19 protein-coding genes are annotated in these 20,928 nt (G+C 56.7%); 14 read left to right on the forward strand and 5 right to left on the reverse strand.

Annotated features, from left to right (window positions below; genetic code table 11):
- The first annotated feature begins 69 nt into the window (after positions 1–69).
- A complete protein-coding gene (locus P346_RS04140; protein ID WP_032661988.1) occupies positions 70–717 on the forward strand; it encodes a TetR/AcrR family transcriptional regulator in 648 nt (215 codons plus the stop codon).
- On the opposite strand, the gene P346_RS04135 is transcribed toward P346_RS04140, so the two are convergent.
- Positions 714–1,133 carry a GNAT family N-acetyltransferase gene (locus tag P346_RS04135; protein WP_032661989.1) on the reverse strand — a complete coding sequence of 140 codons (420 nt, stop codon included), beginning with the start codon at positions 1,131–1,133 and terminating at the stop codon, positions 714–716. The genes P346_RS04140 and P346_RS04135 overlap by 4 nt on opposite strands.
- Before the next feature lie 186 nt (positions 1,134–1,319).
- Here P346_RS04135 and P346_RS04130 point away from each other — a divergent pair, with 186 nt between their 5' ends.
- The 5 genes from P346_RS04130 (at position 1,320) to P346_RS04110 (ending at position 8,050) form a co-directional block, all read left to right on the forward strand.
- Positions 1,320–1,889, forward strand: coding sequence for a TetR/AcrR family transcriptional regulator (locus P346_RS04130; RefSeq protein WP_032661991.1), 570 nt, complete (start codon positions 1,320–1,322; stop codon positions 1,887–1,889).
- Between the two features lie 148 nt (positions 1,890–2,037).
- Positions 2,038–3,159 (forward strand): efflux RND transporter periplasmic adaptor subunit, encoded by a 1,122-nt coding sequence (locus P346_RS04125; RefSeq protein ID WP_032661993.1) that lies wholly within the window; start codon positions 2,038–2,040, stop codon positions 3,157–3,159.
- Entirely contained in the window at positions 3,159–6,269 is a 3,111-nt protein-coding gene (locus P346_RS04120) for an efflux RND transporter permease subunit (protein ID WP_032661995.1), read from the forward strand. Before P346_RS04125 ends, P346_RS04120 begins: the two co-directional genes overlap by 1 nt.
- Positions 6,269–7,633: an efflux transporter outer membrane subunit gene (locus tag P346_RS04115; RefSeq protein WP_032661997.1), complete on the forward strand. Its 1,365-nt coding sequence runs from the start codon at positions 6,269–6,271 to the stop codon at positions 7,631–7,633. Before P346_RS04120 ends, P346_RS04115 begins: the two co-directional genes overlap by 1 nt.
- A 21-nt stretch (positions 7,634–7,654) precedes the next feature.
- Positions 7,655–8,050: a YicS family protein gene (locus P346_RS04110; RefSeq protein ID WP_332908266.1), complete on the forward strand. Its 396-nt coding sequence runs from the start codon at positions 7,655–7,657 to the stop codon at positions 8,048–8,050.
- Positions 8,051–8,099: 49 nt separating this feature from the next.
- On the opposite strand, the gene P346_RS04105 is transcribed toward P346_RS04110, so the two are convergent.
- Positions 8,100–9,050, reverse strand: coding sequence for a LacI family DNA-binding transcriptional regulator (locus tag P346_RS04105; protein ID WP_032662002.1), 951 nt, complete (start codon positions 9,048–9,050; stop codon positions 8,100–8,102).
- A gap of 293 nt (positions 9,051–9,343) precedes the next feature.
- Here P346_RS04105 and P346_RS04100 point away from each other — a divergent pair, with 293 nt between their 5' ends.
- The 6 genes from P346_RS04100 (at position 9,344) to P346_RS04075 (ending at position 15,253) form a co-directional block, all read left to right on the forward strand.
- Positions 9,344–9,658 carry a PTS sugar transporter subunit IIB gene (locus P346_RS04100; RefSeq protein WP_010426508.1) on the forward strand — a complete coding sequence of 105 codons (315 nt, stop codon included), beginning with the start codon at positions 9,344–9,346 and terminating at the stop codon, positions 9,656–9,658.
- A gap of 11 nt (positions 9,659–9,669) precedes the next feature.
- A complete protein-coding gene (locus P346_RS04095) occupies positions 9,670–10,995 on the forward strand; it encodes a PTS sugar transporter subunit IIC (protein ID WP_032662003.1) in 1,326 nt (441 codons plus the stop codon).
- A 17-nt stretch (positions 10,996–11,012) separates the two neighbouring features.
- Positions 11,013–12,389, forward strand: a complete 1,377-nt coding sequence (locus P346_RS04090) for a glycoside hydrolase family 1 protein (RefSeq protein ID WP_032662005.1) — start codon at positions 11,013–11,015, stop codon at positions 12,387–12,389.
- Between the two features lie 5 nt (positions 12,390–12,394).
- Complete coding sequence (locus tag P346_RS04085; protein ID WP_029741865.1) at positions 12,395–12,697, forward strand: PTS lactose/cellobiose transporter subunit IIA; 303 nt, start codon at positions 12,395–12,397, stop codon at positions 12,695–12,697.
- 136 nt (positions 12,698–12,833) lie between these two features.
- Positions 12,834–14,213, forward strand: coding sequence for a carbohydrate porin (locus P346_RS04080; RefSeq protein WP_032662007.1), 1,380 nt, complete (start codon positions 12,834–12,836; stop codon positions 14,211–14,213).
- A 134-nt stretch (positions 14,214–14,347) separates the two neighbouring features.
- Positions 14,348–15,253, forward strand: a complete 906-nt coding sequence (locus tag P346_RS04075) for a DMT family transporter (RefSeq protein ID WP_029741863.1) — start codon at positions 14,348–14,350, stop codon at positions 15,251–15,253.
- Positions 15,254–15,365: 112 nt separating this feature from the next.
- Here P346_RS04075 and nepI read toward each other — a convergent pair whose 3' ends face one another.
- Positions 15,366–16,556, reverse strand: coding sequence for a purine ribonucleoside efflux pump NepI (nepI, locus tag P346_RS04070; RefSeq protein WP_032662009.1), 1,191 nt, complete (start codon positions 16,554–16,556; stop codon positions 15,366–15,368).
- A 207-nt stretch (positions 16,557–16,763) separates the two neighbouring features.
- Between nepI and P346_RS04065 the strand changes: the two genes are divergently transcribed.
- Positions 16,764–17,762 (forward strand): aldo/keto reductase, encoded by a 999-nt coding sequence (locus tag P346_RS04065; RefSeq protein ID WP_032662011.1) that lies wholly within the window; start codon positions 16,764–16,766, stop codon positions 17,760–17,762.
- A 92-nt stretch (positions 17,763–17,854) separates the two neighbouring features.
- Here P346_RS04065 and P346_RS04060 read toward each other — a convergent pair whose 3' ends face one another.
- Complete coding sequence (locus tag P346_RS04060; RefSeq protein WP_032662014.1) at positions 17,855–19,075, reverse strand: MFS transporter; 1,221 nt, start codon at positions 19,073–19,075, stop codon at positions 17,855–17,857.
- 336 nt (positions 19,076–19,411) lie between these two features.
- Here P346_RS04060 and P346_RS04055 point away from each other — a divergent pair, with 336 nt between their 5' ends.
- Positions 19,412–20,332, forward strand: a complete 921-nt coding sequence (locus P346_RS04055) for a LysR family transcriptional regulator (RefSeq protein WP_032662016.1) — start codon at positions 19,412–19,414, stop codon at positions 20,330–20,332.
- Here the strand turns inward: P346_RS04055 and P346_RS04050 are convergent.
- The gene (locus P346_RS04050) at positions 20,329–20,781 is read right to left on the reverse strand and encodes a DUF1198 domain-containing protein (RefSeq protein WP_032662018.1); all 453 of its coding nucleotides are present in this window, start codon (positions 20,779–20,781) and stop codon (positions 20,329–20,331) included. The two genes, P346_RS04055 and P346_RS04050, sit on opposite strands and share 4 nt — an antisense overlap.
- Between the last annotated feature and the right edge of the window lie 147 nt (positions 20,782–20,928).

Raw genomic sequence — 20,928 nt, forward strand, 5'->3', positions numbered from 1 at the left:
CTTGAAATTAATTAATAACATAATTAATATTTGTGGAAGTGATGAATAAGATCAAGAGGCACCGTGGTCATGCCAGCATTAAAAGACAATTCTGAACCGCGCCGCCCCGGCCGCCCTCGCGGAGGTAAACGCGTCACCGCCAGCCGCGAACAGCTGCTGGATATCGCCCTGAACCTCTTTTCCCGTCAGGGGATCGCCAACACCTCACTCAACGCCATTGCCAAAGAGGCGGGCGTCACGCCCGCGATGCTGCACTATTACTTCAACTCCAGAGAGCAGCTGCTGGATGCGATGATTGAGGAGCGTTTTCTGCCGTTACGCGAGAGGATCGGGACGATTTTCGCCGATAACCGGGATTCGCCGGTGAACGCCCTGACGGAAATGGTTAAGGTGCTGGCCGAACTGGCAGAACAGCATCACTGGTTTGCGCCGCTGTGGATGCAGGAGGTGATTGGCGAAATGCCGGTACTGCGCACCCATCTTCAGGCGCGGTTTGGTGACGAGAAGTATCAGGCGACGCTTGCCACCATCAAAGGCTGGCAGCAGGAAGGGAAGCTGAATCAGGCGCTGGCACCGGAGCTGCTGTTTACGACCTTGCTGAGCCTGGTGCTGGTGCCGTTCTCACGCATGCGCAACGACGAGAGGCTAAAATCCCTCTCGCCGGAAATCATTGTCCGTCATGCGCTTGCCGTGATCGGCACCGGGATCGGCGGTTAAAGCGCTTTCGCCAGATAGTGCCGCTGCATGCCCTCATACGGATAATCCTGTAAAGACATCTGCAGCTGGAACCCCTGTTTTTCATAGAACGGGCGCGCCTGGAAGCTGGCGGTATCGACCAGCGCGTGCCTGCAGCCTTTGCGTCGGGCTTCCTCTTCGGCCGTTCTGATGAGCTGGCTGCCGACGCCGGATCCGCGCACGGTCTCGCTGACCCACAGAAAATCAATATTCAGCCAGTCGCCTTTACGCACCCCAATTAGCCCGCCGAGCATAATGCCTTTTTCGTCCCGAACGTAAACGCCAATATCCCCGCTGAAGGTCGCCAGATCTAAAAACTGCCCGTTATACGATCGGAGCCCCGTTAATAACTCTTCTTTTTCTTCTGGCGTAACTTTTTCAGTGATGCTCAACTGCATATTGTTCTCCTTATTTTCAGCGCAATCTGAATATCTCACAGCTTCACCTTCATAAAAACTCCTTATTTCCTCCATTGTTTAACCCTGGAAATATTCATTCAATATGTAAATAAAAAAAGCCTTTCCAATACGCACCTAAAACGTATACTGAGAACGATCATTCTCACTTTTACACGGTAGCCGACGATGAGCGCAAAGCTGGAAGAACGACAAAAACAACGTCAGGACGAAATCATCATCGCCGCGCGCCGCTGCTTTCGCGCCAGCGGATTCCACGCCGCCAGCATGTCGCAGATTGCCAGCGAGGCGAAGCTCAGCGTCGGGCAAATTTACCGTTATTTCAGCAACAAAGACGCGATTATCGAAGAGATGATCCGCCGCATCATCGACTCACGCATTGAGGAGATGCAGGGTAAAACCCTGGTGGAAGGGATGCCGCAGGCGCTCGCCTGGCGACAGACCCTCAACGAAGATGACGATGCCCTGATGCTGGAAATGTCCGCCGAGGCCACGCGCAATCCGCAGGTCGCGGCGATGCTGATCGAAGCCGAATCGCGCATGTTCGCCAACGCCTGTGAGCACCTGAAAAAGCAGTTTCCCCACCTGAGCGACGAGCATATTCGCTGCTGCGTGGAGATTACCGCCGTGATGATCGAAGGGACGATTTACCGACGACTCACGCCGTTAAAAGTGCCGTCAGAACAATTAGAACCTCTTTATCAGGATATTTTAAATATGCTTTTCTCTGCGAAGTAATCGCATATGAATAATTAGCGGGAATAAGTAATTCCCCTTTTTTACATTTCTGGCTCAGCCAGAGATGCGGTATCGCTGTGCCTTTAAATAGCCCTCCTCCCTGTTAAGCGATTAACAGGGCAGGCATCGTTCACCCTGGAAAAAGATTATGAAAACCATAACAACCTCCATTGCGGCATTACTCCTCCTGACGGGGTGCGACAATGCGCAAACATCTGCTCCCCAGCGTCCTCTTCCGGATGTGGGGATTGTCACCCTCATGAGCCAGCCGGTGTCCGTCGTCAGCGAGCTGACGGGCCGCACCACCGCCGCCATGAGCGCCGAAGTACGCCCGCAGGTGGGCGGCATTATTCAGAAGCGGCTGTTCACCGAAGGCGATACCGTTAAAGCCGGGCAGGCGCTGTATCAAATTGACCCTTCCAGCTACCGCGCCGCCTACGATGAAGCCGCCGCGGCGCTGAAGCAGGCCCAGGCGCTGGTAGCGGCCGACTGCCAGAAGGCCCAGCGCTATGCGCAGCTGGTGAAAGACGACGGCGTGTCGCGTCAGGACGCAGAGGACGCGAAGTCCACCTGCGCGCAGGACAAGGCCAGCGTTGAGTCAAAGAAGGCCGCGCAGGAGAGCGCGCGTATTAACCTCAACTGGACCACCGTCACCGCGCCGATTGCCGGACGCATCGGCATCTCCTCCGTCACGCCCGGCGCGCTGGTGACCGCCCAGCAGGATACCGCGCTCGCCACCGTTCGCGGACTGGACAGCATGTACGTCGATCTCACGCGTTCCAGCGCCGATCTGCTGCGTTTACGCAGGCAAACCCTCGCCACCAATAGCGATACGCTAAGCGTGTCGTTAATCCTCGAAGACGGCAGCACCTACAGCGAGAAAGGCCGTCTGGCGTTAACCGAAGTGGCGGTGGATGAATCAACCGGCTCGGTTACGCTGCGCGCCGTCTTCCCGAACCCGCAGCATCAGCTCCTGCCGGGCATGTTCGTTCGCGCCAGGGTAGATGAAGGCGTCATGAACGACGCGATCCTCGCCCCGCAGCAGGGCATCACCCGCGACGCCAAAGGCACCGCCACCGCGCTGGTGGTCAATGCCAGCAACAAAGTCGAGCAGCGTCAGCTGGAGACGGGCGACACCTACGGCGACAAATGGCTGGTGCTGAGCGGCCTGAAGGCGGGCGATAAGCTGATTGTGGAAGGCACCGACAAAGTGACCGTCGGGCAGGAAGTGAAGGCCGAAGAGATGAAAGCCAGTGGAGGAAACGCCTGATGTTTTCCCGTTTCTTCGTGCGTCGCCCGGTCTTTGCCTGGGTTATCGCCATTCTTATCATGCTCGCCGGGATGCTGGCGATCCGCACGCTGCCGGTGGCGCAGTACCCGGACGTCGCCCCGCCGTCGATCAAAATCTCCGCTACCTACACCGGCGCCTCCGCGCAGACGCTGGAAAACAGCGTAACGCAGGTGATCGAACAGCAGCTCACCGGGCTGGACAACCTGCTCTACTTTACCTCCACCAGCAGCTCGGACGGGTCGGTAAGCATCAACGTCACCTTCGAGCAGGGAACCGATCCGGACACCGCCCAGGTGCAGGTGCAGAACAAGGTCCAACAGGCGGAATCGCGCCTGCCGACCGAGGTGCAGCAGTCCGGCATTACCGTCGAGAAATCGCAGAGCAACTTCCTGCTGATCATGGGCGTGTACGACAAAACCGACGCCGCCAGCAGCTCGGATATCGCCGACTGGCTGGTGAGCAATATGCAGGACCCGCTGGCGCGCGTGGAGGGCGTTGGCAGCCTGCAGGTGTTCGGTGCGGAATACGCGATGCGCATCTGGCTCGATCCGGGGAAGCTGGCGTCCTACTCGCTGATGCCGTCCGACGTGCAGAGCGCGATTGAAGCCCAGAACGTGCAGGTCTCCGCCGGTAAAATCGGCGCGCTGCCCTCGTCGAACGCCCAGCAGCTGACCGCCACCGTCCGCGCCCAGTCGCGCCTGCAGACGGTCGATCAGTTCAAAAACATCATCGTGAAGAGCCAGTCCAATGGCGCGGTCGTGCGCATCAGCGACGTTGCCCGAGTGGAGATGGGCAGTGAAGATTACACCGCCACCGCGAAGCTCAACGGACACCCGGCGGCGGGTATGGCGGTCATGCTCTCACCGGGCGCAAACGCGCTCAACACTGCGACGGCGGTAAAAGATAAAATCGCCGAGTTCAAAAAGTCGATGCCGGAAGGCTACGACGTGGCCTACCCGAAAGACAGCACCGAGTTCATCAAGATCTCCGTTGAGGACGTGATTCAGACCCTGTTCGAAGCCATTATCCTCGTGGTGGTGGTGATGTACCTGTTCCTGCAAAACATCCGCGCGACGCTGATCCCCGCGCTGGCGGTGCCTGTCGTTCTGCTGGGTACCTTCGGCGTGCTGGCGCTGTTCGGCTATTCCATCAACACCCTGACGCTGTTTGCGATGGTGCTGGCGATCGGGCTCCTGGTGGATGACGCCATCGTGGTGGTGGAAAACGTCGAGCGTATTATGCGCGACGAGGGGCTGCCCGCCCGGGAAGCCACTGAAAAATCGATGGGCGAAATCTCCGGCGCGCTGGTCGCCATTGCGCTGGTGCTCTCTGCGGTATTCCTGCCGATGGCCTTCTTCGGCGGCTCCACCGGGGTGATTTACCGCCAGTTCTCGGTCACCATCATTTCGGCGATGTTCCTCTCCGTGGTGGTGGCGTTGACCCTGACGCCCGCGCTGTGCGGCTCGATTCTGAGCCACACGACGCCGCACAAAAAGGGCTTCTTCGGCGCGTTTAACCGCTTCTACAGCAGGACCGAGCGCAGCTATCAGAACAAGGTCCTGCGCGCTCTGCGCCGCTCCGGCGGCATGCTGGTCATCTACGCCCTGCTCTGTGGCGCGATGGGCTTCGCCATGCTTAAGCTGCCGGGCAGCTTCCTGCCGACGGAAGATCAGGGCGAAATCATGGTGCAGTACACCCTGCCAGCCGGCGCGACGACGGTGCGTACCGCCGAAGTCAGCCGCCAGGTGCGCGAGTGGTTCCTCACGAAAGAGAAAGCCAACACCAACGTTATCTTCACCATTGAAGGCTTCAGCTTCAGCGGCAGCGGCCAAAACGCCGGGATGGCGTTTGTCTCCCTGAAAAACTGGTCAGAGCGTAAAGGCGATGAGAATACCGCTCAGGCCATCGCCCTGCGCGCCACGCAGGAGCTAAGCACCATCCGCGATGCAACCATCTTTGCCATGACGCCGCCTGCGGTGGACGGCCTGGGCCAGAGCAACGGCTTTACCTTTGAGCTGATGGCCAGCGGCGGCACCGACCGCGACGCGCTGCTGAAGCTGCGTAACCAGCTGATTGGTGAAGCCAACCAGGACAGCTCGCTGCACGCCGTGCGCGCCAACGATCTGCCGCAGATGCCGCAGCTTCAGGTGGATATCGATAACAACAAGGCCGTGTCGCTGGGGCTGTCCCTGAGCGACGTTACCGATACCCTCTCCAGCGCCTGGGGCGGGACCTACGTGAACGATTTTATCGATCGCGGCCGCGTGAAAAAGGTCTACATCCAGGGCGACAGCGACTATCGCGCCGTACCTTCGGATCTCAACAAATGGTATGTGCGCGGCAGCGACAGCACCATGACCCCGTTCTCCGCCTTCGCCACAACACGCTGGGAGTACGGCCCGGAAAGCCTGGTGCGCTACAACGGCTCGGCGGCGTATGAGATTCAGGGCGAAAACGCCAGCGGCGCAAGCTCCGGCACGGCGATGAGCAAAATGGAGCAGCTGGCGAATAATCTGCCGTCCGGCAGCACCTGGGCGTGGAGCGGTTTGTCGCTGCAGGAAAAACTGGCGAGCGGTCAGGCGATGAGCCTGTATGCCCTCTCCATCCTCGTCGTATTCCTGTGCCTGGCGGCGCTGTATGAGAGCTGGTCGGTGCCGATTTCGGTCATTCTGGTGATCCCGCTTGGCGTGCTGGGCGCGGCCGTCGCCGCCTCCCTGCGCGGCCTGAACAACGACGTCTATTTCCAGGTGGCGCTGCTCACCACCATCGGCCTGTCGTCGAAGAACGCCATCCTGATTGTCGAGTTTGCCGAAGCCAAAGTCGCGGAAGGTTACTCCCTGACGCGCGCCGCGCTGCGTGCCGCCCAGACGCGCCTGCGTCCGATCGTCATGACCTCGCTGGCGTTTATCGCAGGCGTCACGCCGCTGGCCGTGGCAACCGGTGCAGGTGCCAACAGCCGCGTGGCGATCGGTACCGGCATTATCGGCGGAACGCTGGCCGCGACGCTGCTGGCGATCTTCTTCGTCCCCTTATTCTTTGTACTGGTGAAACGACTGTTCTCCGGTAAACACGCGAACCGGAGGTCATAATGTTTCGTGTATCTGTTTTAGCGTTAGCTCTGCTGAGCGCAGGCTGTGTGTCGTTAGACCCAACGTATCAACGCCCGGACGCCCCCGTCCCGGCAACCTTACCCGGCGCGCACGGCGAAGCCACCGCCGTGGTGAGCCAGTGGCAGCAGGTGATGAACGACGCGCGGCTGAAAAGCGTGGTGACGATGGCGCTTAACAGCAACCGCGACGTGAAAAAAGCAATTGCGGATATCGACGCCGCCCGCGCCCAGTACGGTGAAACGCGCTCGTCCCTGTTTCCAACGGTGGATGCCGAGCTGAGCCACACCCGCAGCCGCACGCTGGCAAGCGGCGTCGCGACAAGCGACGAAGCCAACGGCGCGGTCTCCAGCTTCGAGCTGGATCTGTTTGGCCGCAACCAGAGCCTCTCCCGCGCCGCGCGTGAAACCTGGCTTGCCAGCGAGTTCACCGCGCAGAACACGCGCCTGACGATGGTTAGCGAGCTGACCACGGCCTGGGTGACGCTGGCGGCGGATAACAGCAACCTGGCGCTGGCGGAATCCACGATGGAGAGCGCGGCCAGCTCGCTGAAGATTGTGAAGCGCCAGCAGGAAGTGGGCGTGGCGGCGGCGACGGACGTCAGCTCGGCAATGGCGGTTTACCAGCAGGCGCGCGCCAGCGTGGCGAGCTACCGGACGCTGGTGATGCAGGATAAAAATGCCCTCAATCTGCTGGCGGGCGATACGGTACCGGACAACCTGCTGCCCGGCACGCTGGAGAGCCTGAGCGACAACGCCATCACGCTGATCCCGGCGGGCGTCAGCTCCAGCGCGCTGCTGCGCCGCCCGGATATTCAGGAGGCCGAGCATAACCTGCTGAGCGCCAACGCCAACATCGGCGCGGCGCGCGCCAACTTTTTCCCGACGATTTCGCTCACCGCCAGCGCGGGCGTCGGCAGCGATTCGCTCTCCTCCCTGTTCAGCCACGGGATGAAGGTCTGGTCGTTCGCGCCGTCCATCACCCTGCCGCTGTTCAGCGGCGGGAACAACCTGGCACAGCTGCGCTACGCGGAAGCGGAGAAGAAGGGACTGATCGCCACCTATGAGAAAACCATCCAGAGCGCGTTTAAGGACGTGGCCGACGCGCTGGCGCGACGTGAAACCCTGAGCGAGCAGCTCGACGCCCAGCGCGAATACGTGGCGGCGGAGCAAAAAACGCTGGACGTGGCAACGCGCAGCTATAAGGCGGGCGCAGGGGATTATCTGACGGTACTGACCGCGCAGCGGTCGCTGTGGTCGGCGCAGGAATCGCTGATAGCGCTGCAGCAAACCGACCTGGAGAACCGCATCACGCTGTGGCAGTCGCTGGGAGGGGGGATACAGTAACCTTATCGGTGGGCGATTCTCATGCGCAGAAAAGAGAAAATCATACTTTCGGCTGGAATCGCTACACTGAATGTAACGATATATTTCATGGGAAGCATGTGTCTCTTAAAGGGGGTTTCGATGAAAGCTGCGCACCTGGTCTGCCTGCTGGTTTGTCTGCTCTTCGCCGCGTTTGTCCATGCTCAGGAAAAGGAGGATCCGGCGAAAGAGGCGCAAATAAAGCAGCAGGTCCTGAAAGATATTAAGAAAACCTGTACGCCACAGAAAAAGCAGAGCGATAAGGCCTGGCAGGAGATGATTTTGTCGTCCGAGGCCAATCAGCTGCTGATCAAAAATGCCATTACCGCCGTGAAGCGCGACAACCTGGACGCCTACTGGGCGGCGGTGGGTCAGGTGGATTGTCTGGAAGATTATTGAATGCTGCTTGCCGGGTGGCGGCTGCGCCTTACCCGGCCTACACACACGTTTAACGCTTGCGTACGTCAGGAATGATGAGATCCCCACGCAGCACGTACGACCCCAGCATCTGCGTTTTCTCCGTCAGCCAGCTCACAATGCGCGCCGCCATCGCGTCCATGGAATATTCAATCGCCGGGATCACCGGAATGCCCGGCAGATGCAGCGACCCGGCAAGGCTGAAGACCATAATGTCGTCCGGCACGGATTTATTGAACGCCTGCAGCTGCGGGATCACCCGCTGGGCTTCCTGTTCGTCCGCCACCAGCAGCGCGTTGAAATTCAGGGTGCTGGCGTTGTTAAGCAGCTCCTGCAGCGCAACGGACGAGGAGGTCGCGTCCATAAAGACCAGGCTGCGGTTAAAGGGCAGGAAATTTTTCTCCAGCGCATGCTTGTAGCCGAGCAGGACCTGGTCGGCAAAACCGCTGCCGTGCGGGTGGATCAGCGCAATCTGGCGACGCCCCTGGCTGGTGAGGTAGTTACAGGCGGTTTCGGCGGCAAAGGCGTGATCGAACTGGATGCTGTTGGAATTATCAGACTCCATGCAGTCCACCAGAATGACGTTGTCCATATCCACGCCCAGCGGGAAACGGGCGCCAATCACCAGGATGTCGTCACACAGGCCGCAGGAGAGTTCTTCAAGGGCGTGCATCACTTCCGCTTTGCTGTGCGCAAAGCGCAGCAGGAGATGTTTTTGATGCTGGCTGAGCTGTTTTTCCAGCGCGTACAGATAACCGGTGGTCTGGTTAATGTTTTCCTGCGCGCAAATGACGCCGATACAGCCCGTCGACTGGCTCAGCAGCGACTGGGCAATCACGTTAGGCCGGTAGTTCAGCTCATCCACCGCTTTCAGTACGGCCTGACGGCTGGCTTCCTTTACGCCACGCGACCCGCTCAACACTCGCGATACCGTGGCTTTAGACACCCCGGCAAGACGTGATACATCATTGATTGTCGACATCTCTTTCCCCTGACAGGCTTACCTCGCGCCTGCAAATTCCATGACCGCTTCGGCTCACATTATAGCCAGAACGGAGTATATCCGTTTCCGTTTTGCATGGAAACCGATTTTCCGTTTCCACTCAAAATGATGTCAAAACAGCCAAATTATGTGATGCGCATCCGGTTAATTAGCCTCATAAGTAAGGGATCTTGATGGGTATCACACTTCTGTCTTTTATGAATGGAAACCGGTTTCCGTATAATGTCCAATCATCCTCGCAATAACTTTTTACATTTAGAGGATGGTTGTCGATGTTCAAGATTATGCTGTGCTGCTCTGCCGGGATGTCCACCAGCCTGCTGGTCAGCAAAATGGTCGATGTCGCGAAAGAACGTGGTTTGCCGGTGAAGATTGATGCGTACGGTGTTTCCGAATTTGATACGCAGTTTCCGCAATACCAGGTTGTCCTTCTCGGACCGCAAGTGAAATACATGTTAAAGACGCTCTCAGACAAGGCGGCGACGCAAGGCATTCCGGTGCAGCCCATCGACATGATGGACTACGGCATGCAGCGTGGCGATAAGGTACTGGACTATGCTCTGTCGCTCATCGAAGCGGCACACTAAAAGGTATTCACATGAGTTCGTTATATCAATCCATGGTCGCGGTAATTGAGCAGTCAATTACCCCGCTGGCCGCGAAGCTGGGTCAGCAAAAGTATGTGATTGCCATCCGCGACGGCTTTACCGCCGCGCTGCCGTTTATGATCATCGGCTCGTTTATGCTGGTGTTCATCTTCCCGCCGTTCTCGGCGGATACCACCAACAGCTTCGCCCGCGGCTGGCTGGATTTCTCACAGACCTACCGCGAACAGCTGATGCTGCCGTTTAACCTCAGCATGGGCGTGATGACCTTCTTCATCTCGGTGGGGATTGGGGCGAGCCTGGGGCGTCAGTTTAACCTCGATCCGGTGATGTCCGGCCTGCTGGCCTTTATGGCCTTCCTGCTGGTCGCCGCGCCGTATGCCGATGGCAAAATCTCGACCCAGTATCTCTCCGGGCAGGGCATCTTCACCGCGCTGATTACCGCCATCTACTCCACCCGCGTCTATGCGTGGCTGAAGCAGAACAACGTGACCATTCGCCTGCCGAAGGAAGTGCCCACCGGCGTGGCGCGCTCGTTCGAGATCCTGATCCCGGTGATGGTGGTGATCGGCACGCTGCACCCGCTGAACCTGTTCATCGAAGCGCAGACCGGAATGATCATCCCGCAGGCGATCATGCACCTGCTGGAGCCGCTGGTGTCCGCCTCTGACTCCCTGCCCGCCATTCTGCTCTCCGTGCTGTTGTGCCAGATCTTCTGGTTCGCCGGTATTCACGGCTCGCTGATTGTCACCGGCATCATGAACCCGTTCTGGATGGCGAACCTCTCGGCAAATCAGGCGGCGCTGGCGGCCGGCGCGGCGCTGCCGCACGTTTACCTGCAGGGCTTCTGGGATCACTACCTGCTGATTGGCGGCGTAGGCTCCACCCTGCCGCTGGCGTTCCTGCTGCTGCGCAGCCGCGTTACCCACCTGCGTACCATCGGCAAAATGGGCGTGGTGCCAAGCTTCTTTAACATCAACGAACCGATTCTGTTCGGCGCGCCGATCATCATGAACCCGATGCTGTTTATCCCGTTCGTGTTCGTTCCGCTGGTCAACGCCTGCCTGGCATACGGTGCAACCAAACTCGGCTGGCTGGCACAGGTAGTGTCGTTGACCCCGTGGACCACCCCTGCACCGATTGGCGCCTCATGGGCGGCAAACTGGGCGCTGAGCCCGGTGGTGATGTGCCTGGTCTGTATGGTGATGTCCGCGCTGATGTACCTGCCGTTCCTGCGCGCCTATGAGCGTACGCTCATCAAAAACGAAGAGCAGAAGGCTCAGGCAACCGTCGGTGCCGCCGAGACCGCCAGCAATTAAGTCAAAGAGGAAGAGTCATGAAATACACATTTCCCGATAATTTCTGGTGGGGCAGCGCAAGCTCCGCTCTCCAGACGGAAGGGGCAAGGGAGGGGGAAACCACGTGGGATTACTGGTTTGCCCGCGAGCCAAACCGTTTTCACAACGGCGTGGGGCCACAGCAGACCTCCACGTTCTATCAGCACTGGAAAACGGATATTCAGCTGTTAAAGCAGCTGAACCACAACAGCTTTCGTACCTCGATTAGCTGGGCGCGCCTGATCCCCGACGGTATCGGTGAAGTGAACCCGGAAGCTGTCGATTTTTACAATCAGGTCATTGATGAGCTGAATGAACAGGGCATCACGCCGTTTATCACCCTGTTCCACTTCGACATGCCGATGGCCATGCAGGAAATCGGCGGCTGGGAAAACCGCGACGTGGTGGAGGCCTACGCCCGCTATGCGCAGATTTGCTTCGAGCTGTTCGGCGATCGCGTGCTGCACTGGTTTACCTTCAACGAGCCGATCGTGCCGGTGGAAGGCGGTTATCTGTACGACTTCCACTACCCCAACGTGGTGGATTTCCGCCGGGCGGCCACCGTGGCGTATCACACCGTGCTGGCCCACGCGAAGGCGGTGCAGGCTTACCGCGCCGGGCATTACGCCGGGGAGATTGGCATCGTGCTGAACCTGACGCCGTCGTACCCGCGCTCGCAGAACCCGGCGGACGTGAAGGCGGCGCACATCGCGGACCTGATGTTTAACCGCAGCTTCCTTGACCCGGTCCTGCGAGGGGAATACCCGGCGGACCTGGTCGCGCTGCTGAAATCCTGCGATCAATTACCCGCCTGTAAACCGGAAGACGGTTTCCTGATTGCGGAAGGGAAAATCGACCTGCTCGGCGTGAACTACTATCAGCCGCGTCGCGTGAAGTGTCGCGACAGCGCGGTGAATCCGCAGGCGCCGTTTATGCCGGAGTGGTTCTTTGATAGCTATGAGATGCCGGGCCGCAAGATGAACCCGTACCGCGGCTGGGAAATCTACGAGCCGGGTATTTACGATATTCTGGTCAACCTGCGCGACAATTACGGCAACCCTCGCTGCTTTATTTCTGAAAACGGCATGGGCGTCGAAAACGAGCAGCGCTTTATTGAAAACGGCCAGATTAACGATCGGTACCGCATCGAGTTTATTTCCGAACATTTAGCCTGGCTGCATAAGGGTATTAGCGAAGGGTGCAATTGTCTCGGTTACCATATGTGGACGTTTATTGATAACTGGTCGTGGTGCAACGCGTATAAAAATCGCTACGGATTTATTCAGCTCGATTTAGAGACGCAAAAACGCACCATTAAGAAAAGCGGAGAGTGGTTTGCCGCCACCGCGTTAAATAATAGTTTTGATAAAGAGTAATGATGATGATCGCATTAGAAGAAGCCGTAATGGAAATTATCGTCAATGCCGGACAGTCCCGCAGCCTGTGCTTTGAAGCGCTGCACGCGGCGCGCCAGGGCAACATTGACGAAGCCAAAAGCCTGCTGCGCGAAGCCGACGGCTACGCGCGCCAGGCGCACAAGATGCAGACCAAACTGATCGAGCAGGATGCGGGCGAAGGCCGCCAGCCGATGACGTTAATTATGGTGCACGCGCAGGATCATTTAATGAATTCCTTATTAGCGCGTGAACTATCCGAAGAAATTATTCATTTATATCAGAGATAGTCTATGGCGAAATAATTCCTGTAATACCTCTGTACCCTAAATAGAGATCCACTTGTTCTGATGATAGCGACATACTCTGTCAGATCGGAGCGGGATGGTTATTGTCTGAATAAAATTAAACTATATTGAGATAACCATGAATACGATTAAAAAACTTCCATTAACCATGGCGGTTATCGCCGCGCTTTGCCCAATTTCCGTGCTCGCGCAGGAATTCACGCAGGAGCAAATCGACGCCATTGTGGCGAAAGCGGTGGATAAAGCCCTGGCCGAGCGTCAGGCCAAAATGGATGCGGCGGTCGCGAAAAAAGCGGACGTGGTCACCGAGCCGCAAAGCGCGGCGCAATCCCCGGATATGGCGATCCCGTTCGGGATTAAATTTACCGGCTACGCCCGCTACGGCGCGCACTTCCAGGCCGCCGATCAGAAATACGTGGCGGTGGACGGCTCCTACAACGGCGCGTCCGCCATTGGTCGTCTGGGTAACGAAGGCAACGGCGGGGAATTCCAGCTATCCAAGGCCTTCAAGGGTGAAAACGGCGCCATCTGGGACATCAACGTGATGATCGACCACTGGGGCGACGAAGTTAACCTGAAAAAAGCCTACGCGGGGGTGACCAACATTATGGCCTCCAACCCGAACGCCTATTTCTGGGCCGGTCGTGACTTCCACCAGCGTCCGCAGCAGGGCATCAACGACTACTTCTGGATGAACCACGACGGCCAGGGCGCCGGGGTGAAGAACTTCGACATCAGCGGCGTGCAGTTCGACGTGGCCGCCGTGGCGGCGGTGGAATCCTGTAGCCCGGAAGTGATGGAAGATGAAGCCAACCCGTCGCGCATCACCTGTACCGGCGGTTCCGGCACGGGCGACAAAGGCAACTACGCCGCGACCTCAAAAATCCACGGCATGAAGCTCGGCCCGATCGACGTGGAACTGTACGCCAACTACGGGTTTGACTCCAAGGCGGTGGAGAGCGACGAACGTCTGAACGCCTGGCAGGGCGGCGTGGTGCTGAGCCACACCAACGACAGCGGCGTGAACAAGGTGATCGCCCGCTACTCCGATAACGCGGACAACAGCGTGTTCAACAAAACCGAGGATCTGACCACGGTCTACGCCAGCTTCGAAGGACTGTACAAATTCACCCAGGCGACGCAGGTGGAGTACATCCTCGCCTTCCACGACTACGACAACAGCCGCGATAAGACCGACAACCGTAAGAACTACAACGCCATCGTGCGCCCGATGCACTGGTGGAACGACGTTCACTCCACCTGGCTGGAAGCGGGCTGGCAGCACGTTGATTATGACAACGGCGGCGACAATAAGGGCTGGAAGCTGACCCTGTCGCAGAACATGTCTATCGCCATGGGGCCGGAGTTCCGTCCAATGCTGCGCTTCTACGTGACCGGCGGCAAGGTAGATAACGAGCGCACCGCGCGCGTGAACGGTACCATAGACGAAACCCTCGACGACTTCAACGTCGGCGCGATGTGGGAGGCGTGGTTCTAGTACAGCGACGTTTGTTTCGCCCGGCGGCGCTGCGCTTGCACGGGCCTACAAAACCTTGTAGGCCGGGTAAGCGCAGCGCCACCCGGCAAGATCCCATGTTATGCTACAAAAAAACCAACATCGCAGGGGAGAACATGGGTTCCACACGTAAAGGGATGCTAAACGTCCTGATCGCCGCCGTTTTATGGGGCAGTTCAGGCGTTTGCGCGCAGTACATCATGGAGAAAAGCCACATTTCTTCGCCTTACCTGACCATGGTTCGCCTGCTGTTTACCGGCGTGATCCTGCTGACGCTTTCCTTCGTTCACGGCGACAAGATTTTCTCGGTCATCAAGCATCGCAAAGACGCCCTCAGCCTGCTGATTTTCTCGCTGGTCGGCGCGCTCACCGTGCAGCTCACCTTCCTGCTGACGATTGAAAAATCCAACGCGGCGACCGCTACCGTGCTGCAGTTTCTGTCGCCGACCATCATTGTGGCGTGGTTCGCCCTGGCGCGGAAAAAGCGCCCCGGCGTGTTTGTGCTGTCGGCCATCATGACGTCGCTTGTCGGCACCTTCCTGCTGGTCACCCACGGCGACCCAACCTCGCTCTCCATCTCGCCTGCCGCGCTGTTCTTCGGCATCGCATCGGCGTTTGCCGCCGCGTTTTACACGACGTATCCGTCAACGCTGATCGCCCGCTACGGCACGCTGCCGATTGTCGGCTGGAGCATGTTGATCGCCGGGCTAATGCTGACGCCGTTCTACGCCGGACGCGGAACCACGTTTGTGATTGACGGCAGCCTGCTGCTGGCGTTTTTCTACCTGGTGGTGATTGGCACGGCGCTGACGTTCAGCCTGTATCTGAAAGGCGCGCAGATGATCGGCGGGCCGAAGGCGAGCATTCTGAGCTGCGCCGAGCCGCTGAGCAGTGCGCTGCTGTCGGTGATTTTGCTGGGCGTGGCGTTCACCCTGCCGGACTGGCTGGGGACGCTGCTGATTGTGTCGTCGGTGGTGTTGATTTCGATGGATTCGAGAAGACGGGTTCAGACATCGGCGTAGCCTGATGTCCCCTCACCCCGGCCCTCTCCCCAAAGGGGCGAGGGTGAAAAGACAGCACCGAACAGTCCCCTCTCCCCGATGGGGAGAGGGTTAGGGTGAGGGGGAAAATTTACTACTTCGCCTTCACCTTCCCCGCCACCAGCAGCGCCGTCAGCAGCATCAGCGTACCGGAGATCACCAGCGGTGACGTCAGCCCCAGATGGTCGAGCGCCACGCCGCCAATGGCCGCGCCGCAGGTATTCGCCAGCTGGATCACCGCCACCTGAATCGACCCGGCTTTTTCCGCCTGATCGGCAAGCGAGCGGGTGATCCACGTCGACCAGCCCACCGGCACCAGCGCAAAGGCAAAGCCCCAGATAATCGCGATGGCAGAGGCCACCCACTTATCGCCGCCCCACAGCACCAGCACCGCCGCGCTCGCCGCAAGCACCAGCGGCGCACCCGCCAGCGCCACCTTCAGGGAGCGTTTCAGGAACTGCGAAGACAGCGAGGTGCCGACAAAACTCGCGATACCGAAGCTCAGCAGCACCAGCGTCAGGCCGTCGACGTCAAAGCCTGCCATGGTCATAAACACCGGGCGGATATAGGTAAAGAAGGCAAACTGCCCGGCAAAGGACATAAAGATAGCGGTCATCCCCGCCAGCACGCCGGGGCGCTTCAGCAGCGCGAACATGTTCTGTTTGTGGTGCGCCGCTTCGCCCGGCAGCGACGGCAGCGCTTTCCACACCCAAATGATGCAGAGCAGGCCCATCACCGCCGCCGCGTTGAAGACGTTACGCCAGCCGATAATCCCGCCGAGGAAGCTGCCGAGCGGCGCGGCAATCACCAGCGCGATAGAGACCGCACCGAAGATAACGGAAAGCGCTTTTGGCACCGTCCGCGCGGGCACCAGGCGCATGGTGAGCGAGGCCGACATCGCCCAGAAGCCGCCGAGTCCCAGCCCAAGACAGGCGCGACCGAGCAGCAGCAGGGTGAAGCTTTCCGCGAAGGAGACCAGCAGGCAGGAGAGCGTCAGCAGCACGCTGAAAAGGATGACCACCTTGCGGCGGTCGATGGTGCCAATCACCTGGGTGATAAACAGGCTGGCGAACATCGCCACAAACGCGGTGACGGTAACGGACTGCCCCGCCACGCCTTCGGAAATGCCCAGATCCTGCGCCATCGGCGTCAGCAGGCTCACCGGCAGAAACTCTACGGTAATCAGGCAGGCGACGCAGAACGCCACGGCGAAAACGGCCGACCAGTTGGGGCGTGAAACCTCTTTGGTCTGCGGTCTGGTCGTGGGCTGGATATGTTCTGTCATGGCGTCACCTGAAGATAAAAACGTGCGGAAAAGTCGCGCAGTTTATCATCAAAAGTGTGACGGATTTAACGATTTGACAACTTTTGTCGTTTTTATTGAGCCTGGAGGGAGAGCGTCGTCGACTGATACCTTTTCAGCATAACGAAAATGAAAATTCAGTATCCACATTTGAGGTGAAACAATCATAGCGTCTGAAAAGGAGAAACTATGAAAACACGTTTTTTATCTCAAAATCTTACCGTCAGTGCCGTCGGCTATGGTGCCATGGGTCTGAGTGAATTTTATGGCAAGACTGATGACAACGCCTCGCTGCAGGTATTGCATAGCCTCATCGATCTGAACGTGACGTTTATTGATACCGCAAATTTATATGGCCGTGGTCATAATGAAAGACTAATCGGTCATTTTCTTGCCGGGCTGGATAAAAGCACTCGCGAGCAGTTCAAAATAGCCACGAAATGCGGCATCGATCGCTCGCCTGACGAGTCTTATGCCCGCACCATCAACAATACGCCTGACTATATCATCCGCTGCTGTAATGAGTCCCTCAAACGGCTTGGCGTGGAGCGAATCGACCTCTTTTATCTACACAGACTGAGTAACGCCACCCCGGTCGAAGAGAGTATGGATTGTCTGCGCGCCCTGGTTAAAGAGGGCAAAATTAACCACATCGGCCTTTGCGAAGTGTCGGCGTCAACGCTGCAACGGGCCCATGCAGTACATCCGGTCACCGCGCTGCAAACGGAATATTCTTTGTGGACACGCGATATCGAGGAAAGCATTCTGCCGGTCGTGAAAGAGTTAGGCATTGGTCTGGTGCCCTACTCGCCTCCTGGCAGAGGCTTCCTGACGGGAAAATACCTGAACAATAGCGAATTTGCAGAGGGTGATTTCCGTAAAAATAACGAGCGCTTTGTGCAGTCCAGCCTCGATCATAATCGCCAGCTGCTCGATGTCATCCACCCGCTGGCGGCGAAATACGGCTGTACCGCAGGTCAGATTGCCCTTGCCTGGCTGTTAGCGCAATACGAACGACTGGTTCCTATCCCGGGCACTAAGCACACCGGCTATCTGGCCGAGAACGCGCGCGCTGCCGATATTGTGCTTGAGAAGAGTGACATTGAATTATTGAACAGCCTGCATCGCCGGATAGAGATTAAAGGCGATCGCTATTCTGCAGAGGGTATGAAAGGCGTGAATGCCTGATACCTCATCGTGAAAATAAAAAAACCGGGCTTCACCGGTTTTTTTATCCGTTGTCGGCAATGATTATTTTTCATCCATGCTATAAGCGGGCGTTAACTGGACTCATACGATTTCTCCATCCGGGATTGTTTTGCGGTCAACGTGGCAGGGATAAACACGACAAGCAGAACGGAAAGGCCGATGGCCGTGGCAGCGACGATATACAGGAGCGGCAGTGAAAATGATGAAACCATCCAGGCACCGGCTGATGCGCCGATACCAATGGCAGTATTGAAAAATGACACGTAGATCGCAGAGGCTGGGAAGGTTTTATCCTCTGCCATACGTAAAATCCACGTCTGGAAGCCGACAAATATTCCTGACACGGCCACACCCCAGATAATCATGCCGGTGAATATCAGCCCAGCAGATAGCGATGATCCTGACAGGCCCAGGATGAACAGCACGGCACATATCAATAGTACAGATATAGAGACCATCAACTTAAGATACTTATCAATCAACACGCCGGTCAGGAGATTACCGGCCAGACCCGAAATACCGTAAACAAAAAGCACAGCAGGAATAAAGGCGTTTGGCAGTAAACTCTGCGTATGTAGCCAGGGTTCAATATAGGTAAAGGCGGAAAAATGGGCCGTCACAGCCAGCATGGTTGCTAAATATATTTTCCATAAGGTAGACGATTTCAACACGCTCTTTAACGCATCCAGTCCAAGCGCACTTTTACTGGTAATGTGGGGAATAAGAACGCTAATGCCCGCAAAGGCAATTACGCTCAGCGCGGCCATCATCCAAAATGCCTGCCGCCAGCCGAAGTGAATACCAATATAGTTAGATACCGGCACGCCAAAAACGCTTGCTGCGGAAACGCCTCCAAATACGATTGACGTCGCCGCCCCAATATATCTGACAGGTACGATGGCTACCGCCGTCGTGCCGATCATCGCCCAGAATGCTCCATGCGCAAGTGCACCCAGGACGCGAGCGCTAAGCAGCATATTGTAGCTCGTTACCGTTGCGGCCATAACATTGGAGATCAGAAGCACCATGGTGAGCACGAGTAAAAGCCGCTTCCTGGACACATTCCCTAAAAAAACTGAAGCAAACAGTGCACTTAACGCCCCCACCCAGGCATAAAGAGACACGGTCATGCCCACCGCGGACTCCGATGACTGTAGCCCATCAGCAATGGGCGTTAATAATCCTACTGGCGCCAGTTCAGTGGTAACAATCGTAAACGTTGAAATAGCCAGAATAAATAAAGCAAGCCATGACTTTAAGGTCATTTTTTGCGGAAAACGTTCTACAGCCATAATCGCCACCTCAATATAATAATCAGTAGATTTTTTACGAATTGCATAAATGTTGAATGTTGTTACCCGCAAACGGGATACTCAATATCTTCGGGCCAACGATGATATTTCTGAGAACCGTATATAGTTTCCTCGGAATACTTTAGAACAGAGATATCCTTTTAATAAAAATAAGAAAAACAGAAATTAATTTATCAACTCAGCGCATAAGTGGAATTATTAAATTTGTAATATACTTTTTGTATTACTATTAAATTAGGTTTTTCTTCATAGCGTTAGCGTGTAATATCGAAAATGAAAAAAGACTAAATACCTTTTCGCATTCAGGACTGACGTATGGCCACAGCAGAACATTTAATCAGCAATAACCTGCCCAGTATCAAACAATTACAATGCTTTCTCGCTGTCGCACATGAACTGAATTTCCGAAAGGCTGCCGAACGTCTACGCATGACTCAACCGCCATTGACGCGTCAGATAAAATGCCTTGAAGCGGTTCTGAAACGTCAGTTGTTCAGCCGCAGCACGCATGACGTTAGCCTCACTGAAGCAGGCCGTGCGCTGGTGGTTCAGGCTGAAAAAATACTCAAAGACATCAGCGATTTAAAAGAAGACCCGCACTCTTCTGAAACGAACCTGCGTATCGGACTCACGCGGACGCTTAATTTTGAATACATAGACCCCGTGAACACCCAGCTTCAAAAAATGAACGCGGAAGATGATGTCGAAACGCCGGACCTGACGTCAGCCCAACTGCTGCAAAGCCTGTCTAAAAATATGCTGGATCTGGTGCTGACCGGTGAAAAAGGAACGGGTCATGAAGACATTGTTCAATACCGCTGGGTCTGCCAGGAACCGTTGCTCATCGCAATGCCCTCTTTACATCCTGCCAGTCTGAAAGAGAAAGTCGCGCTGGAGGACATTAGCGATCTTCCCATTTTCTGGTTTTCCAGAAGTGCCAACCCGTCATTTTACGACAAAAGCGAAAGCTACTTTGAGACGCTGAAAACGCCGCTGAAGCGGATAAAAGAGCCGGATGATACCCTTGTGATGCTAAGCCGTATCGCAAGAGGGAAAGGATTTGCGCTGCTGCCTCAGTCGAAATGCACCTTTAATCAGGAAGGTCTTTGCTACCGTGAACTCACGGACGCGGAGGCAAAAAGGTTAAACATAGATATCTATGCCGCCACCCGCCTCAATGAAAACAGAGAAGAGATTCTTAACGCTCAAAATATCCTGTGCGGAAAAACGGCTTAATGCAGGTAAAACACACCCTCTTCCGGCAGGAAGAGCTGGTTGTAGCGCAGCTGGAAAGCGTTAAGCTCCTGCGGATCGGGCTCCATCTCGCGCATGAAGCCGAGCGCCAGACGAATTTGCGCATCGGTAATCGGTGCGGCAAGGCGGGCTTTACGCAGCATGCGGTGCCAGACGTGCAGGTTCTCTTCGCTGCCGTCGACGATGCAGACCTGCCAGATGAGCAGCACCTGCGCGGCGTTTTGCAGATGCGCCTCGTCCGGCCGCTCAAGGTAGTGGATAAACTCATTCCCGGGCGTCTTTCCGAACTGGTCGATCATCGACTCAACCGGCATCGGGGTGATCCCCAGCCGTTCGCTTAATCGTTTGATGGCGCGGCGGGAATCTGAGGTCAGGACGCGAAATCCCACCACAAACACCACGGCAAGCGTTGCCAGCATTATCCAGACCATGCGTTCTCCTTAGACTAGCCGCTCATCATAGCGGGAAACGCAGCGCCTCGACAGCAGGCGGCACCATAATAGTGTACTGAAAAGATGTTGATGAATTGGGAGAGGAGGCGTTAACGCCGTCGGGATCAATATAAAAAAGCCCGGCAT

The organism is Enterobacter sp. DC1, assembly GCF_000568075.1.
GTDB classification, from domain to species: Bacteria; Pseudomonadota; Gammaproteobacteria; order Enterobacterales; family Enterobacteriaceae; genus Enterobacter; species Enterobacter asburiae.

Bases quoted from the DNA above. Each gene is read 5' to 3' on its own strand.
- P346_RS04140 (WP_032661988.1), top strand. From the start codon at position 70: ATGCCAGCATTAAAAGACAATTCTGAACCGCGCCGCCCCGGCCGCCCT.
- P346_RS04135 (WP_032661989.1), bottom strand. From the start codon at position 1,133: ATGCAGTTGAGCATCACTGAAAAAGTTACGCCAGAAGAAAAAGAAGAG.
- P346_RS04130 (WP_032661991.1), top strand. From the start codon at position 1,320: ATGAGCGCAAAGCTGGAAGAACGACAAAAACAACGTCAGGACGAAATC.
- P346_RS04125 (WP_032661993.1), top strand. From the start codon at position 2,038: ATGAAAACCATAACAACCTCCATTGCGGCATTACTCCTCCTGACGGGG.
- P346_RS04120 (WP_032661995.1), top strand. From the start codon at position 3,159: ATGTTTTCCCGTTTCTTCGTGCGTCGCCCGGTCTTTGCCTGGGTTATC.
- P346_RS04115 (WP_032661997.1), top strand. From the start codon at position 6,269: ATGTTTCGTGTATCTGTTTTAGCGTTAGCTCTGCTGAGCGCAGGCTGT.
- P346_RS04110 (WP_332908266.1), top strand. From the start codon at position 7,655: ATGCGCAGAAAAGAGAAAATCATACTTTCGGCTGGAATCGCTACACTG.
- P346_RS04105 (WP_032662002.1), bottom strand. From the start codon at position 9,050: ATGTCGACAATCAATGATGTATCACGTCTTGCCGGGGTGTCTAAAGCC.
- P346_RS04100 (WP_010426508.1), top strand. From the start codon at position 9,344: ATGTTCAAGATTATGCTGTGCTGCTCTGCCGGGATGTCCACCAGCCTG.
- P346_RS04095 (WP_032662003.1), top strand. From the start codon at position 9,670: ATGAGTTCGTTATATCAATCCATGGTCGCGGTAATTGAGCAGTCAATT.
- P346_RS04090 (WP_032662005.1), top strand. From the start codon at position 11,013: ATGAAATACACATTTCCCGATAATTTCTGGTGGGGCAGCGCAAGCTCC.
- P346_RS04085 (WP_029741865.1), top strand. From the start codon at position 12,395: ATGATCGCATTAGAAGAAGCCGTAATGGAAATTATCGTCAATGCCGGA.
- P346_RS04080 (WP_032662007.1), top strand. From the start codon at position 12,834: ATGAATACGATTAAAAAACTTCCATTAACCATGGCGGTTATCGCCGCG.
- P346_RS04075 (WP_029741863.1), top strand. From the start codon at position 14,348: ATGGGTTCCACACGTAAAGGGATGCTAAACGTCCTGATCGCCGCCGTT.
- nepI (WP_032662009.1), bottom strand. From the start codon at position 16,556: ATGACAGAACATATCCAGCCCACGACCAGACCGCAGACCAAAGAGGTT.
- P346_RS04065 (WP_032662011.1), top strand. From the start codon at position 16,764: ATGAAAACACGTTTTTTATCTCAAAATCTTACCGTCAGTGCCGTCGGC.
- P346_RS04060 (WP_032662014.1), bottom strand. From the start codon at position 19,075: ATGGCTGTAGAACGTTTTCCGCAAAAAATGACCTTAAAGTCATGGCTT.
- P346_RS04055 (WP_032662016.1), top strand. From the start codon at position 19,412: ATGGCCACAGCAGAACATTTAATCAGCAATAACCTGCCCAGTATCAAA.
- P346_RS04050 (WP_032662018.1), bottom strand. From the start codon at position 20,781: ATGGTCTGGATAATGCTGGCAACGCTTGCCGTGGTGTTTGTGGTGGGA.